The organism is Prevotella illustrans (assembly GCF_017426725.1).
GTDB classification, from domain to species: domain Bacteria; phylum Bacteroidota; class Bacteroidia; order Bacteroidales; family Bacteroidaceae; genus Prevotella; species Prevotella illustrans.
The window spans coordinates 1-16974 of sequence record NZ_JAERMS010000030.1; the positions used below are offsets into that span (position 1 = coordinate 1).

At 48.0% G+C, this 16974-nt stretch carries 13 protein-coding genes; 8 read left to right on the forward strand and 5 right to left on the reverse strand.

Translation table 11 applies throughout. The features are described from left to right. The first annotated feature begins 173 nt into the window (after nucleotides 1-173). From ffh to JHU38_RS08945, 3 genes are all read left to right on the forward strand, one after another. Entirely contained in the window at nucleotides 174-1505 is a 1332-nt protein-coding gene (gene ffh, locus JHU38_RS08935) for a signal recognition particle protein (RefSeq protein WP_107583204.1), read from the forward strand. Next, nucleotides 1502-2380 carry a bifunctional methylenetetrahydrofolate dehydrogenase/methenyltetrahydrofolate cyclohydrolase FolD gene (folD, locus tag JHU38_RS08940; RefSeq protein ID WP_107582908.1) on the forward strand — a complete coding sequence of 293 codons (879 nt, stop codon included), beginning with the start codon at nucleotides 1502-1504 and terminating at the stop codon, nucleotides 2378-2380. Before ffh ends, folD begins: the two co-directional genes overlap by 4 nt. Nucleotides 2381-2774: 394 nt before the next feature. Continuing rightward, nucleotides 2775-3896 carry an OmpA family protein gene (locus tag JHU38_RS08945; protein ID WP_107582910.1) on the forward strand — a complete coding sequence of 374 codons (1122 nt, stop codon included), beginning with the start codon at nucleotides 2775-2777 and terminating at the stop codon, nucleotides 3894-3896. Nucleotides 3897-3994: 98 nt separating this feature from the next. Here JHU38_RS08945 and JHU38_RS08950 read toward each other — a convergent pair whose 3' ends face one another. Next, nucleotides 3995-5461 (reverse strand): SLC13 family permease, encoded by a 1467-nt coding sequence (locus tag JHU38_RS08950; RefSeq protein ID WP_107582912.1) that lies wholly within the window; start codon nucleotides 5459-5461, stop codon nucleotides 3995-3997. An 839-nt stretch (nucleotides 5462-6300) separates the two neighbouring features. Here JHU38_RS08950 and JHU38_RS08955 point away from each other — a divergent pair. From JHU38_RS08955 to JHU38_RS08975, 5 genes are all read left to right on the forward strand, one after another. After that, nucleotides 6301-8262: a TonB-dependent receptor plug domain-containing protein gene (locus JHU38_RS08955; protein WP_107582914.1), complete on the forward strand. Its 1962-nt coding sequence runs from the start codon at nucleotides 6301-6303 to the stop codon at nucleotides 8260-8262. A 37-nt stretch (nucleotides 8263-8299) separates the two neighbouring features. Then, nucleotides 8300-9424 (forward strand): YncE family protein, encoded by a 1125-nt coding sequence (locus JHU38_RS08960; RefSeq protein ID WP_146157029.1) that lies wholly within the window; start codon nucleotides 8300-8302, stop codon nucleotides 9422-9424. A gap of 19 nt (nucleotides 9425-9443) precedes the next feature. After that, the gene (locus tag JHU38_RS08965) at nucleotides 9444-10574 is read left to right on the forward strand and encodes an ABC transporter substrate-binding protein (protein WP_107582918.1); all 1131 of its coding nucleotides are present in this window, start codon (nucleotides 9444-9446) and stop codon (nucleotides 10572-10574) included. Then, nucleotides 10564-11577: an iron ABC transporter permease gene (locus tag JHU38_RS08970; RefSeq protein WP_107582919.1), complete on the forward strand. Its 1014-nt coding sequence runs from the start codon at nucleotides 10564-10566 to the stop codon at nucleotides 11575-11577. The genes JHU38_RS08965 and JHU38_RS08970 overlap by 11 nt, the downstream gene beginning before the upstream one ends. Nucleotides 11578-11833: 256 nt before the next feature. Further along, nucleotides 11834-12685, forward strand: coding sequence for an OmpA/MotB family protein (locus JHU38_RS08975; RefSeq protein ID WP_107582921.1), 852 nt, complete (start codon nucleotides 11834-11836; stop codon nucleotides 12683-12685). An 81-nt stretch (nucleotides 12686-12766) separates the two neighbouring features. On the opposite strand, the gene JHU38_RS08980 is transcribed toward JHU38_RS08975, so the two are convergent. The 4 genes from JHU38_RS08980 to JHU38_RS08995 form a co-directional block, all read right to left on the reverse strand. Further along, nucleotides 12767-13741: an SPFH domain-containing protein gene (locus JHU38_RS08980; RefSeq protein ID WP_107582922.1), complete on the reverse strand. Its 975-nt coding sequence runs from the start codon at nucleotides 13739-13741 to the stop codon at nucleotides 12767-12769. 81 nt (nucleotides 13742-13822) lie between these two features. After that, nucleotides 13823-14272: an NfeD family protein gene (locus JHU38_RS08985; RefSeq protein WP_107582924.1), complete on the reverse strand. Its 450-nt coding sequence runs from the start codon at nucleotides 14270-14272 to the stop codon at nucleotides 13823-13825. 23 nt (nucleotides 14273-14295) lie between these two features. Next, entirely contained in the window at nucleotides 14296-15192 is an 897-nt protein-coding gene (locus JHU38_RS08990; protein WP_107582926.1) for a M48 family metallopeptidase, read from the reverse strand. 1098 nt (nucleotides 15193-16290) lie between these two features. Next, nucleotides 16291-16650, reverse strand: a complete 360-nt coding sequence (locus JHU38_RS08995; protein ID WP_107582930.1) for a hypothetical protein — start codon at nucleotides 16648-16650, stop codon at nucleotides 16291-16293. Nucleotides 16651-16974: the final 324 nt, after the last annotated feature.

Sequence of the window (16974 nt, forward strand, 5' to 3'; positions counted from 1 at the left end):
ATTTGATGCAACTTTGTATGCGTTTTCACAAAAATTATTTAGGACACTATTGGATATACACTTAAAATATTTTAAATAATATATTTTATTTTCGTGAATCATTAATATATTGTGTAATATTATGTAATTTTGTGTACATCTTAATGGAGCTTCCATAAATCACATTGAATTTTATGTTTGAGAATCTTAGCGACAGACTTGAAAGGTCGTTTAAAATACTGAAAGGTGAAGGTAAGATTACAGAAATTAATGTTGCCGAGACCTTAAAGGACGTGCGCCGTGCATTATTGGATGCCGACGTGAATTATAAAGTAGCCAAAAGCTTTACCGATAACGTAAAGCAGAAAGCGTTGGGCATGAACGTGCTCACGGCTGTAAAGCCTGGCCAATTGATGGTGAAGATCGTTCATGATGAATTGGCCCAACTAATGGGTGGCGAAGAAGCTCCTTTGCATCTGGATGGTCGTTTGTCCATCATTCTCATGAGTGGTCTTCAAGGTTCCGGTAAAACCACTTTTAGCGGTAAACTTGCAAATCTGCTAAAGAAGAAAAAGAATAAGAATCCTTTACTGGTGGCTTGTGACGTGTATCGTCCGGCAGCTATTGAACAGCTGAAAGTTGTTGGAGAACAGGTAGGTGTCGAGGTTTATTCCGAACCGGAGAACAAGAATGTCGTAGAGATAGCCAACCACGCTATCCAACAGGCTAAAGCCAAAGGCAATGATGTGATTATTGTCGATACGGCAGGGCGATTGGCTGTGGATGAAGAGATGATGGCAGAGATTTCGAATCTCAAGAATGCCATCCGGCCCGATGAGACTTTATTTGTTGTCGACTCAATGACGGGTCAGGATGCCGTCAATACAGCTAAGGTATTTAATGACCGTTTGGATTTTGATGGTGTTGTTCTGACAAAGCTCGACGGTGATACCCGTGGTGGTGCGGCTTTAAGTGTTCGTACGGTTGTTACGAAACCTATCAAGTTTATTGGTACGGGCGAAAAGATGGAAGCCATTGACGTGTTCCATCCGGAGCGTATGGCCGACCGTATCTTGGGTATGGGTGACGTTGTATCATTGGTAGAACGTGCGCAGGAGCAGTTCGACGAGGAAGAAGCTCGTAAGCTCCAAAAGAAGATTCAGAAGAATAAATTCGACTTCAATGATTTCCTGAATCAGATACAGCAAATCAAGAAGATGGGTAATCTGAAAGATTTGGCAAGTATGATTCCAGGTGTAGGAAAGGCGATAAAGGATGTTGATATTGATGACAATGCCTTTAAGGGTATTGAAGCAATGATCCAAAGCATGACTCCAAAAGAGCGTACGAACCCAGAAGTATTGAATACGAGCCGTCGTCAGCGTATTGCCAAGGGATCCGGTACTAATATTCAGGAGGTAAACCGTCTGATTAAACAGTTTGATCAGACCCGCAAGATGATGAAGATGGTCACGGGTAACGGTATGGCTAACATGATGCGGCAAATGAAAGGAATGCAAAGATGACATTAATTGACGGTAAAGCAACTGCCGCAACCATTAAGGCACAAATAGCGGAAGAAGTGAAGGAGATGGTTGCTAAGGGAGGGAAACAACCCCATTTGGCAGCTATTCTCGTAGGCCATGATGGCGGAAGCGAGACTTATGTAAAGAATAAGGTGATCGCTTGTGAACAATGTGGCTTCAAGTCAACCCTGATTCGCTACGAAGACGACATTACGGAAGAAGCGTTATTGGCTTGCGTCGACAAACTGAACCATGATGAGGATGTAGATGGCTTTATCGTACAACTGCCTTTGCCCAAACATATCGACGAGCAAAAGATTATCATGGCGATTGACTACAAGAAAGATGTGGATGGTTTTCATCCCATTAATGTCGGTAGAATGGCAATCGGTCTGCCATGTTTCATCAGTGCCACTCCTTTAGGAATCCTGACCCTCTTACAGCACTATGGAATTCAGACTTCCGGAAAGAAGTGTGTCGTTTTGGGACGAAGTAATATCGTTGGCAAACCCATGGCCCAGCTGATGATGCAAAAGCAATATGGCGACGCCACGGTGGCCGTTTGCCATAGCCATTCGGCCGATTTGAAGAAAGAATGCCGCGAAGCTGATATTATCATTGCAGCGATTGGCTGTCCAAATTTTGTAACGGCCGATATGGTTAAAAACGGCGCGGTCATTATAGACGTGGGTACAACAAGAGTTTCTGACGCAACACGAAAGAGTGGTTTCAGGCTCAGTGGCGACGTCGATTTCGAGAAGGTTGCGCCTAAATGCAGCTATATAACCCCGGTTCCCGGCGGAGTTGGCCCTATGACAATCTGCTCTTTGATGAAGAATACATTGGCTGCAGGAAAGAAAGAATACTATCAATAGCATAATAATAATATATTAAGATTATTACAATACTTGATTTTTTTATAACTCTCTAATTTTGGGGCAGGTTCGCAGTGATGCGGGGCTGCTTTTTTATTAGATGAAAAACCACCTCGCATTTGTATTTTGATTGTTCAACTGATCCCATTTGTCGCCCTCATGCTCAAGGCTTTTAGGTACTTATTTAAGTTATGTTATCGGAAAAAGTATTATTTAACACGTTTTTTGTAATATATTTTTGGTATTTCCAGGATTATTTAATTACTTTGCAGCGCTTTATAGAAAAATCATGATCAGCAAAAATATGATTTTGATTAAATAGAAGCATATTTATATTCGTATTATTATATAATAAGGATCATTTTTAGTAATTTATTAAAAGTATTAGAGAGACATGAAAAAGTTAATGTTATTTGCAGCTATTGCAACAATGACAGTTTCAGCTTCCGCTCAAACTGTTACGGAGAGTAAGACATTTGACAATGTTTATTTAGGTATTAATGGTGGTCTGGCCACAAAGACAACTGACCATGCGTGGATGAAAGGCCTTAATCCTAACTTTGGTATCCGCTTGGGACGTTATCTTACCCCTGTATTTGGTTTGGCAGTAGAGAGCAATGCCTATTTTTCAAACAAGCCATGGGCTTCAACAGGCACAGCCATTCGTGCGCTGAACACCAATCTTTTGGGTACCGTAAACTTTTCAAACTGGTTTGGTGGCTACAAGAGTGAGCCACGTGTATTTGAAGTTAGTACGGTAACCGGTATCGGTTGGGCTCATGTATTTACCAATGACAAGAACTTTGAAAGGGTTAATCGCAATCGCATGACTTCTAAAGTCGGTCTTGATTTCGCTTTCAATTTCGGTTCTGCCAAGCAATGGCAATTCTATGTAGAACCTTCTATGAACTGGGCGTTCTTAGGCAAGGCTTCTACCGTTACTGTCAACGGGCAAGAAATCACAACCCCAACTTATGGTTATAAGACTTCTACTCACGAAGGCCAACCTGCCTTTAATATCAACAACTCTTTCTTCCAAGTAAATGCAGGCATTGTTTACAAGTTCAAGAACTCTAACGCCACGCATAACTTTACAATTACCGAACGTCGTAATCAGGCAGAAGTTGATGCTTTAAACGATCAGATTAACAAACTTCGCAATGAGTTGGCTCAGAAGCCTAAAGAGGTTGTAAAAGAAGTGATAAAGATCAAGGAATCCGCGCCACAGATTGTGAAGGTTGAAAATCTTGTTTTCGTAACATTTGCCCAAGGTAAGTCAGAATTAACAAGAGAAGCTAAGAAAGCTCTTAAGAGTATTGACGCGGCTAAGCATGTTCAGGTTGTAGGAACGGCATCTCCCGAAGGCTCGAAAGAAATCAACGACAAGCTTTCTCAGGCTCGTGCTGATGTTGTAGCCAAGTATCTGCAGGATAGAGGTGTAATCGTTGACGAGGCAACAGGTAAGGGTGTTCAGGGTAATACATCTAACCGCCTTGCGGTCGTTTACGTTAAGTAATCCGATTTCCTAAGAAGGTTTTGCGAATTACCATTCAAATAAAAAAAATCCCGGTGCCAACGCACCGGGATTTTTTATGTCATATAATTTGTCGGTTCTTAGAAGATACCTAATTTTCCAAACACGATCAGCAGGCCGTAACCCAAAATCAAACCAATAATACCAACGGTTACCCCCACTTTTGCCATATCTTTCTGGTCAATAAGTCCCGTAGAATAGGCGATGGCATTCGGCGGCGTTGAGATGGGCAGTGACATGGCGCAACTTGCGGCGACGGCAATACCGATTAATACGGTAGGCGTTCCGCCGATCATACCCAATTTGTCTCCCATACCAACGCAAACAACTGTCAAAATGGGAATCAGAAGGGCTGCCGTAGCCGTGTTTGAGATAAAGTTACTCAACGCGAAGCAAACCAAACCGCTGATGACCAAGATAACGATAGGATTGAACTCGCCGAACGGAATGCTGTTGACGGCATTAGCTGCCAAGCCTGTCTGGTTCATGGCGTTACCCAAGGCAAAGCCACCGGCCACCATCCAGATGACGGCCCAGTCGATATCCTGCAGATCCCTCGACGTGATGACGCCCGTAAAAGCAAATACGGCAATCGGCAACATGGCCACCGTATTGGCGTTAATGCCCAGTTTCTTGCCGAATACCCAGAGGATAATGGTCAGAATAAACGTTACGGCAACGACGATGGTACGCCAGTTATGAGAAACTTCACCTTCGATCTGAAGTTCGATGGTCTTTTGGCTGAATGGGAAGAACTTGATCAAAAGCCGCCAGGCAATGATCAAAAGAATGATTACCATCGGTGCCATAATCATCATCCACTGGCCGAAACTGATTCCCATATTCATGCCGGCAGGGTCGTTGAGCACTTTATAGGCAAAGGCATTGGGTGGCGTTCCGATGGGAGTTCCCATGCCGCCGAGGTTGGCGCCGATGGGAATGGCCATCGTCAGGGCAATACGACCTTTTCCATTGGCGGGCAGCGCCTTGAACACAGGCGTCAGGAAAGTCAACATCATCGCTGCGGTAGCCGTGTTGGAAATAAACATCGAGAAAACGCCTGTAATGATGAGGAAGCCCAAAAGCACATTCTCGCTTTTCTTACCAAAGGGAGCCATCAGCGTCTTGGCCATCATGACGTCGAGACCGCTCTTCGTCGCCGCGATCGCCAGCACAAAACCACCGAGGAAAAGGATGATAGTAGGATCGGCGAAGCATGACATGACGCCTTGATAATCGAGCAATTCTCCGTATTCCCCCTCTGCGCCTTGCAGGAAATTAAATGCGGAATCGGATACGCAGAAGAGGAGAACGAAGATGATGACGATGGAGGTGGCCCAAGACGGAATCGCTTCCGTCAACCAAAGGAGAACGGCCATGACAAAGATGGCGATGACACGTTGCTGGACTACGGTGAGCCCATCTATCCCAAAACAGATAATGGGCAAATTCCAGACAATCAGGGTGATGAGTGCCGTGACGGCAAACATCAGTGCTTTGCGCTTGTTGAAGTCACCGGAAAGCACTTTGTGAATTGTTTCTTGCATGTTTCTATACTTTTTAAAATAATGTTTTTAATGGAATATCAGGATAGCTTCCGTAAGAAAAGCTATTGAAATGGTATTATATTGTATGACAAAGGTAGTATATTCCCATTATATACAAAAGAAAGAATCGTATATTTTTCCCCGAAAATCATCGTTGGGAACGAAAAACGTTCGACGTTTTCATCAAAAATCGTCGTTGAGAGCAAAAAAACGGGGTCAGTAGAAAATTAATGGGGACAGGTTTACAAGTATCAATGATATCTACCGCATCCTGAATTATCTTTACATATACCATCAAAAAAGTGGCATTATTTGGAAAAAGAAAAGACTTGGACGAAAATAAGCGATTTTTGCGCGACTTTATAAACCGCTGATTATCAACATATTGTATTTTTATGGGCGTTTCTCCTTTGCTTTTTTACCTTTAATAGCTATGCTTTTAGGCCGTAATCGCGGCCCTTTCATCGGCTAAAAGCTATGCTTTGACCGTGTAATCGCTACGCTTTGAGCCGATAAAAGGACAGCTTTGGGCATAAAAGGGTATCAAAATCGGCAAAGCGAAGGACTTTTTCGGCGTGCCGGCAGCCGGATGAAGCGTTGTGGAAGTGTTAAAATCAGGTAGTTTTTTCTGACAAAAATCACGGATACTTCACGATTTTAGGAAAAAAGTCGTGTTTTCATTGGTTTTCATTTTGGAAAGTCGTAACTTCGCAATCACGGTTGGTTCATGCCATTGATTAAAAAGGGAAACATGTGAGAGTCACGCACGGTCCCGCTGCTGCCAATCGAATTTCCATGTTTTCCGGTCTCGAGGAGAGCCAAGATATGTTTTTCTTTCTATGTCATTACCTGCATTATTCGTCTGCGGAGCTTTGGCTTTGCCTGTCGACACCGGCAAAACACATCAGCTGGACGGCGTCGTCATCGAGCGTCATCGCGTTGCCGAAAGCGTAGCGAGCGGCAATGCCACGCGGCTGCTCGACCGCGAAAGCTTTCAGAGATTAGGGATCGCTGATTTTGCCGACGCCATACATCGGCTGCCCGGCGTCAATCTGAAAGACTATGGCGGTGCGGGAGGCATGAAAACCGTAAGCGTCAGAGGCTTCGGAGCGCAGCATACCGGCGTGAGCTATGACGGCATCATGCTTGGCGACGGGCAAAGCGGACAGATCGATCTGTCGCGCTACTCGTTGACCAACCTGAAAGATATCTCCCTTTCGGTGGGTGACGGCAGCGACATCTTTGTTCCGGCACGCTACGGAAGCAGAGTGGCTATGTTGAATATCAACACTTTGCAGCTATCAGAATCCCTTCAAACGACCGCGCTCCGGGCCGAACTTAAAACCGGGAGCTTCGGCTACGTCAGCCCATTCGTCAGCTGGCAACACCGTTTCACCCCACACTTCTTCCTTTCCACCACCCTCGAATACCTGCATGCGGACAACCATTACCCCTATACCATCCGAAACGGCACCGAAACCGTGAGCGACCGACGCGCCAACAGCCGCATGAACAGCGGTCACGGCGAGGTGAACTTCATGCTGAAAACCGACAGCCACCGGTTGAACGGCAAGTTCTATTATTACGACAACGACCGTCTGCTGCCCGGTATCGTCAGATATTATACCAATTTGAATCGCGAACGCCTGCACGAGCGCAATGCCTTCGGCCAGCTCACCTACCAATATATCGTGAACAGGCTGTGGCGGCTGAAGTGGAACGCCAAGGCAGATTGGGCCGAAAGCAGTTACGTCGACGGCAACTATCCCGACGACGTGAACGACGCCCGCTACCGGCAACGCGAATATTATGCCAACATGTGCGTGTTGTGGCACCCTTCGGCATGGCTGGCTGCCGACTATTCCGTCGACTTCAGCCATGCCAATCTCAACAGCAGCAAGAATCTTTACGGCCGGCCTTATCGCAATTCGTGGTTGCAGACCCTGGCCCTTCGCTACCGGCGCGACCGCCTGATGGCCGTCGGTCGCCTGATGTATTCGCTCTATCTCAACGGCAATAAGCGAGCGGAAGCCTCCGCCGACATGAAGCGGCTGTCTCCTTCGTTTTCGTTGTCGTATCGGCTGCTGCCCGATGAGCTTCTTTTCATCCGCCTGGCTTATAAGAACATCTTCCGAGCGCCCAACTTCAACGAAAGTTATTATGCCCATTACGGCAGCAGAGACCTCAAGCCGGAGTCGACCGACCAGCTTAATCTGGGGCTCACCTACGACAAGACGCTTCGTCACGGCCACTGTACCTTGACGCTGGACGGCTATCTCAATCACGTGACCGACAAGATTGTCGCCATACCTTATAATATGTTTATATGGCAAAACATCAACATGGGCAAGGTCGAGATGCTGGGCGTAGACGCTACCGCCCGTTGGGAGCGTCGCCTAAGTAAATGCCACACGCTGACCATGGCCGCGAACTACAGCTATCTGCGTGCCGCGAACCGCACCAACAGGCTGTCCGACTACTATGGCCGACAGATAGCCTACACGCCCGAACACTCGGGCAACATGGCCATGGGGTGGCAAAATCCGTGGGTCAACGTCAGTCTGAATGCCACGGGCGTGAGCCGCGCCTGGGCCACGAACAACCATTACGCGGGCACCGACATGAAAGCCTATACGGACGTGGGCGCTACGCTTTACCGCAGTATTACCGTCGGCCGCCACCCTATCACTGCCCGGCTCGACCTGCAGAATCTTTTCAACACGCAATACGAGATTGTAGCCCACTACCCCATGCCCGGCCGCCGGCTTATGCTGACCCTCACGTGGGACCGGAGCCACTAAACGAAAATATTCACAATCCATTAATTTATAAACAAAAATGAAAAAATTATTCTTTAGATTAACGATGCTGGTGGTCGCAACGGCCCTCTTCACCGCTTGTGACAATGATGACAATCCCATAACGGGCATACAGCTCTACAGCGAAGGCGCCTTTATCGTAAATAGCGGTAATATGACTAATAAAATCGACGGTTCGCTGACTTTCGTCGACTACAAGACCAACAAGGCAACACAGAAGGTTTTCCAGACTGCCAATGGCGTGAGTCTGGGCAATACGCCTAACGACGGCCTCGTTTACGGCAACAAAATTTACGTGGCCGTGGATCAGGAGAACACCGTGGAGGTGCTCGACAAGACTACTTTCAAGCGGCTGAAGCAAATCAAGACGACTGAACTGCTGGGCACGACCGAAGGAAAGTCGCCCCGTCACGTCGTAGCCGACAACGGCAAAGTGTATGTCAGCACCTTTGGCGGTGTCGTCGCGGCCATCGATACGGTCGACTTCAAACTTGCGGCCAAGTATAAGGTGGGCAACTATCCAGAGGGTATGCTGGTGGTTTCGGGCAACAGCCTGTTCGTAGCCAATTCAAATTATGGCAAGGGCGGCGGCAATATTTCCGTCATCAATCTGGACAACGGTTCCGTAACTACCAAGGACGTAAAGGGCGTCAACAACCCGCAAGGCTTCTATATCGGCAACGACCGCCGGCTCTATGTGCTCGACTGGGCCACATACGACCCCAATACCTGGGCTGCTTTGACCGAAAACAACCTGCGTCGTCTCAACACGGACTTATCGACTTCGGAGAAAGTGGCCGACGCCAACTACGTAGCCGTGTTCAAAGGCGTCTTCATGATTATCAACGCGCCTTACGGGAAAGAAGCTACCTATTCCATCTATTCTCCGACCGAAAACGCGACGAAAAGCTGGGACTTGACCGACAAAGTGGAGTTTCCTTGCGGCGCCAAAATTGATCCGGTACGCGGTAATGTCTTCATCATGTCTTATCACAAGAGCCAGGATGGCAACGGACCTGATTACAATGCCGATGGCTACGTGAATCTGTATAAGATTTCCGGGACCAAGACTGCCACTTATAATGTGGGTGTCGGCCCTGTAGCCGTCTTCTTCAATGCCGGTTTTCGCGTGGTAACGGAGTAATCCCGATTGAAAATCGTTTATGAGAAAAGTTTGTTTCGCGTTCCTCTTCTCGGCCCTATCCTTCCTTTTCTCGTGCAACGGTCACCGAAACAGTGCCGTCACCGAAGCGGGAGACACCTTGCGGCTGCGCTTCGCCCGTTTGCTTACCATCGTCAGGCATCCTCACTATTCGCTCGTGACGCTTACCGACCCTTGGCATGAGGGCAAGACACTTCACAGCTATGTTCTCGTTCCCCGGCAAGACTCTGCCGTGGCCGGCCCCTTGCCCGCGGGAACGGTCGTCTATACGCCCGTCAGACGTAGTGTGGTCTTCACTACGGTACACTGCGGTTTGCTCTACGACCTGCAGGCGCAGGACGCCATCAACGGCGTGTGCGACCTGCAGTACATCCGTATTCCCGACCTGCAACGGCGTGCCGCCTCGGGCAGCGTAGCCGATTGCGGCAACGGCATGAGCGCCGACATCGAACGGCTGGTAGCCGTCAAGCCCCAGGCATTGATTGTTTCGCCCTACGAAAACTACGGAGGCTACGACAAACTGCGTGAGATAGGCATTCCCATCATCGAGGCGGCCGACTATATGGAGGCCACACCGTTGGGCCGGGCGGAGTGGATGCGCTTCTACGGCATGCTCTACGGCAAGGAGGACGAGGCACGACAGCTGTTCGACCGAGTGAGCCACAGCTATCAGGCATTGTGCTCCAAGGTCAAAAAGACCCGCCGTCGGCCCATGGTCGTCACCGAACGCAAAACGGGTGGCGTGTGGTACGTACCCGGAGGTCGTAGTTTCATGGCCCGGCTCATCGCCGACGCAGGCGGCCGATACGCTTTTGGGGCCGATCGGAGCGCAGGCTCCCTAAGTCTGTCGTTCGAACAGGTGCTCGACGGCGCGGGCCAATCCGACGTGTGGCTGTATAAATATGGCGACCATCCGGCCACCTTGACCGAGCTACAAGCCGAATACAATGGTTATATGGCCATGAAAGCTTTCCGCACGGGACGGGTTTACGGGGCCGATACCAACAAGAACCGCTATTTTGAAGAGTCTTCATTTCATCCCGACCGGGTGCTGCGCGACATGATCGCGATATTTCATCCTGAACTGAAACCGGGGCCGTTACGTTATTATCATCGGTTAAATGCACAATAAAGGACTACGATATTGCGTGGTGATGGCGGTGGTCATTCTGCCGCTTTTCATGCTTAATCTGTTGGTGGGCAGCGTCCGCATTCCCGCAGGCGAGGTTGTTCGGCTGCTGATGGGCCATGTCGACAGCAATCCGTCGTGGCAGTTCATCGTCTTAGAATCGCGTCTGCCCCAAGCGCTCACGGCTCTGTTGAGCGGCGGTGCCTTGGCGGTGAGCGGACTCATGCTCCAGACGGCTTTTCGCAATCCCTTGGCCGGTCCCGACGTCTTTGGTATCAATAGCGGCGCGGGCCTGGGCGTAGCCCTCGTGATGCTGGCCATGGGCGGCAGCCTGACAGCCGGCAGCGTCACCCTTACTGGTTACGTGGCCATCCTGTTGGCGGCTTTCGCGGGCGCCATGCTCGTCACGGCTGTCATCTTCGGATTCTCTTCCATGATACGCAACAACGTGATGTTGCTTATCATCGGACTGATGATCGGCTATTTGGCCAATTCGGCCATCTCGTTGCTCAATTTCTTCGCTACCGAAGAGGGTGTCAGAAGTTACATGGTGTGGGGCATGGGCAATTTCAGCAGTGTTTCGATGGCGCAAATGCCGCTCTTTGCATCGGTCACGCTGGCCGGACTTGCGGCCGGTATCCTGCTCGTCAAACCGCTCAACGCCATGCTGCTCGGCACACAATACGCAGAGAATCTTGGTTTCAATATCAAGCGCTTCCGTAGCCTGCTCCTTGTCGTTACGGGACTGCTGACGGCTGTCGTCACTGCTTTCTGTGGACCGATTGCCTTCATCGGGTTGGCCGTCCCCCACATGGCTCGCCTGTTGCTGCGCACCGACAACCATCAGTTGCTCCTTCCCGGAACGATTCTTTGTGGCATGGCCGTGGCTCTACTCTGCAATGTCATCTGCTCACTACCGGGCCGGGCGGGAATCATTCCACTCAACGCAGTGACACCACTGATAGGCGCTCCCGTCATCATCTATGTCATTGTGCAACGCAAATAAAAATAATTCAACAATGAAAGTTTATACCCGACATGGTGATGGTGGCCTCACCTCGCTGACGCGAGAGAAAGAGGTTTATAAAAACGTCAAAGATGTTGAATTTAAGCCCCATGCGGTTAAAATAAGCTAAACCATTAAACTTTTAGAAGTTATTCCCTGTCTTCTATTATATATTTGCAAACACATGGATGGCCTATCAACAACGATATAAGGTCTATAAACTTACATGGAAATGATTAACTAAAAGCAAACCAATATGAGAAAAAACGGATTATTCGTAGCAGCGCTGACCGGTGTTCTGCTCGTCAGCAGTTGCGCAAGCAAGAAGGATTTAGAGAACTGCCAGAATGAAAATCGCGAACTGACAGCCAATTATCAGAATACAAAAGAAGAGTTGGCCGCTTCAAAAGCGCGTGTAGCCAGTCTGGAAGAGCAGTTGGCCCAACAGAAAAATGATTACGCACGACTGCAGAAATCGCTCGACCAGAGTTTGAGCAACGCCAATTCCAACAATATCAATATCTCAAAATTGGTAGACCAGATCAACGAGAGCAACCAGTATATCCGTCATTTGGTAGAAGTGAAGAGCAAGAGCGACTCGCTGAACATGGTGCTCACCAACAACCTAACCCGCTCTCTGAGCAAGGAAGAGTTGAAGGAAGTCGATGTTCAGGTCTTGAAAGGCGTTGTCTATATCTCACTGGCCGACAACATGCTCTATAAGAGTGGTAGCTACGAGATCAACGATCGGGCCGAGGAAACACTGAGCAAGATTGCCAAGATCATCATGGATTACAGGGACTACGATGTATTGATTGAAGGCAACACCGATAACGTGCCTGTCAATTCAGCCGCGGCCAGCATGAAGAATATCCGAAACAACTGGGACTTGTCGGCCCTGCGCGCGTCAAGCGTTGTTCAGTATCTACAGAATCGCTATGGCGTAGAACCGAAGCGACTGACCGCAGGTGGACGCGGTGAATACAACCCTATCGCCAGCAACGATACCGAACTGGGCAAACAGCGCAACCGCCGTACGCAAATCATCATCACGCCGAAACTCGATCAGTTCATGGACTTGATTGATAAGGCACCGGAAGAGAAATAAGAGGATATGTTGTAGAAAAGAAAGAAAAAACATATATAAGAAAAGAGGGATGTGTCATTTGGTTGACACATCCCTCTTTTCTTATTTATCCGAATGAAAATCAGGCGACGTAAAGAGTTCCTTGATTCCGCCAATGCTGCCCAGCAGGTTGGTAGCCTCGTAAGGCAGGTAGACGGTCTTGGTCTTATCGCCTTGGGCCAGTTCCTGCATCATCTGAATATACTTTTGAGCCAGCAGATAATTAGCCGGATTCGTGCTACTGCCGACAGCGTCGGTTATCTTCTGAATGGCGATGGCTTCGGCTTCGGCCTTACGAATACGGGCCGTGGCCTCACCCTCGGCATAAAGAATGGCCTGTTGCTTGGTAGCCTCGGCACGGTTGATGGTAGAGGTCTTCTCACCCTCCGACTGGAGAATGACGCTCTGCTTCTGACCTTCACTCGTCAGAATGGTGGCACGCTTGTTGCGTTCGGCCTGCATCTGTTTCTCCATAGCCGACAATACACTCTGCGGAGGAGTGATGTCCTGCAATTCCACACGGTTCACTTTGATACCCCACTTATTGGTGGCATCGTCCAACACGGCACGCAATTTCGTGTTAATGACGTCACGGCTGGTCAGTGTTTGGTCCAATTCCATTTCACCGATGATATTACGGAGCGTTGTCTGCGTCAGTTTTTCAATGGCGTTGGGCAGGTTGTTGATTTCGTAGACAGCCTTGAAAGGGTCGACAATCTGAAAATAGAGCAGCGCGTTGATCTGCATCTGAATGTTATCCTTGGTAATCACATTCTGACGATCGAAGTCGTACACTTGCTCACGCAGGTCGATGTTGCTTGTGTAAACATAGCGACCGCCACGCATTGTCACGATTTCCTTGGCCCGATCGATAAACGGAATGATGAGGTTGATGCCGGGCGACAATGTCGCGTAATACTTTCCGAGACGCTCAATGATCTTCGTTTCGCTCTGCGGAATAATCACTACGGTTTTCTTGACAAAAATAAGCGCCAAGACAACTAAGGCAATCAGTACATAAGTTACAATAATATCCATGATAATTAGTTGTGGGTTAATGCCGAGTCTTCAACCGGGATAGCCGCACGAGAGCCATATTGGCCGAAGACCTGACGGGGGTTAAACACGAACGACAGTCACGATAATGCTGTCGCGGGAAATAATTCTTACTCTTTCACCTTTACGGATGGTAGCTTCGTCGGTGCTGACGGCTTTCCAGGCATCGCCATCCACCTGCACGTAACCAAAGCCATTAGGGTCGACGGACTCTATGACGGTGCCCTCACGGCCTATCAAGGCATCAGCATTGCTCAGCCGTTCATGCTGCCTATCGTGCAGCCGACGGAGCAACCGGGGACGAATCAGCCAAATGCTCAAGACAGAACATAAAGCCCACACGATAACCTGAATCCAGAACGGCAAGTGAAAAACGGCGGAGACAGCCGCGGCTAAGGCTCCGATGGCAAGACACGTCACATAGAAATCGCCCGAGCTCAATTCGAGTATCAGACAGACGAACATGATAATAGTCCATAAAAGCCATAGATGGGAGATGAGGTATTCTACCATATAAATTTAATTAGGGGGTTAAACTATCTGCGTTTAAACTTATGACCGGTGCTACCACTCTTCTTTGTTGTTCCGGTTTTTGAAACAACAAACTGCGAAGGGGCATAACCTGAAGCCCGATAATACTGCCGGGCTGTGGGCAATAGAGCCTGAATGGCAGCAATGCGCTTGGCGTCGGACGGGTGGTCGCTGAACATGTCATTCTGATTACCGCCACTCTGCGTGGCCATACGCTGCCAGAACGGAACGGCTACGGCGGGATCATATCCGGCCATGGCCGCAAAGATCAGACCGATGTGGTCGGCTTCGGTCTCATCGTCGCGGCTATACTTCAGGTTGGCAAAGCTGAAGCCCTGCTGCGCGATGGCCGTGGCAATGGCCGCGGTGTTCTGCCCGGCTACCTGGCCCAAGACGGCCCCGCCAATCTGCGTGGCATACTGCTGGCGCATTTTCTTCGACATCTGCTCGGCACTGTGCTTGGCTACGGCATGAGCAATTTCATGGCCCAACACGACGGCCAATGAGGCTTCGTTCTGAGTGATGGGCAGCAACCCTTCGTAAACAACGATCTTGCCACCGGGCATACAGAAGGCATTGACTTCATTGCTGGCCACGAGATTAAACTCCCATTGGAAGTTCTGAATTTCCGAAGCCATGCCGTTATTCCCGAGATAAGTCTCGACGGCAGAAGCCAATCGCTTACCTACACGCTGAACCATGGCCGTATTGGTTGCATTGGAAGAGCGCTTGGCACGCTGCATATACTTGCTATATTCCTGATTACTGAGACTTAATATCTCGGCGTCCGATACCAACAAATTGTGTTTGCGACCCGTGATGGGTACGACAGAGGTTGTTCCACATGCCGACATCAATATGGCAGCAACGAATGTAAATAATAAAAACTTGACTTTTTTCATTGCAAACTTAATGTATATACTTTCAAATAACTATATCACTATAGTAGTCTAAAACATGACAAAGATAATAAAATATTGTAACAACCCAACGAATTGCCATAGTTTTTCTAAACGTTTTACCGATTCGGCAACCTAATCAAATATAAGCATATAAAGAAAAGAAGAGAGACAAAGCGCGATTCATCACGTTCCGAATCCACGGAAACGGACAACCCGTCAGGCGTAGGGGCGTGATTCATCACGTTCCGAAATTCCAGGGAAACAAACAATCACGCCCCACGCCACGACAATGGACCGGGCGCCCGGGCGAAACGCAAACAGGCGGAACGTGATGAATCACGCCCCTACGGCTGACGCCACGCGAACAAGGCATACCTTATAAAGGCCATGTTCATGAAAAGGCATGCGCATTACCCACCCCCTTGAATCGCTCAAAACAAGGGTGATTGTCAATTTTTATTCACTCAAAAACGCTCGTCTGAATATGGCAATCCAGACAGAAACAAGGCGAAAACGATGGATTCGGACGACAAAAAAACAGTGTCGGACGAGCTATTTTCATACTCCGAGAGACAAAAGCAGTGCTTTTAGAAGGTCAAAGGGCTGCTTTGAGCATGCAAAAGGGCTGCTTTTGAAGCGCAAAAACAGCCCTTTGAGGGGCCAAAAGCATAGTGATGAGAAGGTCCAAACACAGAGGTGGCGGGGCGAAAAAACGCAATAGCCTGATTATCAACGAATTAAAAACAGGCCCAAAATTCGCGTATTTGAAGCCGAAAAAACTTTCGTCCGAATAAAGCTACACAATAACAAGCATTTGTAAAAATAATTCAGCCATGACATCACGTTTCGCCTGTCTCTTTTCGCACTACCCTCTCCCTCGAATATCACTCTATTGTCTTCATACACTCAAAAACAGGGGTAATTCATAAACTTTTATGCACCGAAAAGCGTCGCACTTACTATTTGAATCTATCGCTGATTCAGGCCCTTCAAGAGCCTCTCGTGGCAAGCAAAATAAAAGGCCGGGAAACGAAAAAGGCCGCAAGTCAAATAAATGACCCGCAGCCTTTCAATTTATTCTCTCTCTTATAAATTTTCTTATTTCAAACCTCGGTTGTTCATTGTCGCGTTCAGCAACATGACATATTTGCGATACTGGTCGTTGTCCAAAACATAGCGCATATACTTCAAATCTTTCATCACAGCCTTGTCAACAATCTGTGCTTTCTCTTCCTTAGAAGCATTGGCCGCATTCATCATTTCTACGCAGAATGTTCTGTGAATATCCTTAACACTTTCGAGCTGGTCGACTGACAAATTGAGCGCGTAAGCCAAACTATTGTAGTTCACTCGCATATCGTAAGCAGCTGCTACGTTCGTATTGTTTGCATTCTCGTCGGCAGCGAAAGCCATGGTCATGGTCATCAAAGCTACCAGTGTCATCATCATTTTCTTCATAATCTTTTTACCTTTTGTATCGAAGGGCATATTCTTTTCGAACGATTGCCCCGTTACCTATTATTAATTATCCTATAGTCTTCATCTGAAGACGATACAAAAGTACAACCTGTTTGGCAGATTGGCAAGCGTTTTGGTATCTTGTTTGCGCAAACAACATGAATTATTGACATAAATCAACCAAAAGATAACAATTCGGAAGCAAAATAACGGATAAAACTTCATTTAAGAAGAAAGATAAAACTATAAACTTCCTATTTTGCAGAATAAGCCGCAATTCCTTACGAAAACGAAAAAACAACAAGTAAACTTTTATATTCCAGC

Bases quoted from the DNA above. Each gene is read 5' to 3' on its own strand.
- ffh (WP_107583204.1), top strand. From the start codon at position 174: ATGTTTGAGAATCTTAGCGACAGACTTGAAAGGTCGTTTAAAATACTG.
- folD (WP_107582908.1), top strand. From the start codon at position 1,502: ATGACATTAATTGACGGTAAAGCAACTGCCGCAACCATTAAGGCACAA.
- JHU38_RS08945 (WP_107582910.1), top strand. From the start codon at position 2,775: ATGAAAAAGTTAATGTTATTTGCAGCTATTGCAACAATGACAGTTTCA.
- JHU38_RS08950 (WP_107582912.1), bottom strand. From the start codon at position 5,461: ATGCAAGAAACAATTCACAAAGTGCTTTCCGGTGACTTCAACAAGCGC.
- JHU38_RS08955 (WP_107582914.1), top strand. From the start codon at position 6,301: ATGTCATTACCTGCATTATTCGTCTGCGGAGCTTTGGCTTTGCCTGTC.
- JHU38_RS08960 (WP_146157029.1), top strand. From the start codon at position 8,300: ATGAAAAAATTATTCTTTAGATTAACGATGCTGGTGGTCGCAACGGCC.
- JHU38_RS08965 (WP_107582918.1), top strand. From the start codon at position 9,444: ATGAGAAAAGTTTGTTTCGCGTTCCTCTTCTCGGCCCTATCCTTCCTT.
- JHU38_RS08970 (WP_107582919.1), top strand. From the start codon at position 10,564: ATGCACAATAAAGGACTACGATATTGCGTGGTGATGGCGGTGGTCATT.
- JHU38_RS08975 (WP_107582921.1), top strand. From the start codon at position 11,834: ATGAGAAAAAACGGATTATTCGTAGCAGCGCTGACCGGTGTTCTGCTC.
- JHU38_RS08980 (WP_107582922.1), bottom strand. From the start codon at position 13,741: ATGGATATTATTGTAACTTATGTACTGATTGCCTTAGTTGTCTTGGCG.
- JHU38_RS08985 (WP_107582924.1), bottom strand. From the start codon at position 14,272: ATGGTAGAATACCTCATCTCCCATCTATGGCTTTTATGGACTATTATC.
- JHU38_RS08990 (WP_107582926.1), bottom strand. From the start codon at position 15,192: ATGAAAAAAGTCAAGTTTTTATTATTTACATTCGTTGCTGCCATATTG.
- JHU38_RS08995 (WP_107582930.1), bottom strand. From the start codon at position 16,650: ATGAAGAAAATGATGATGACACTGGTAGCTTTGATGACCATGACCATG.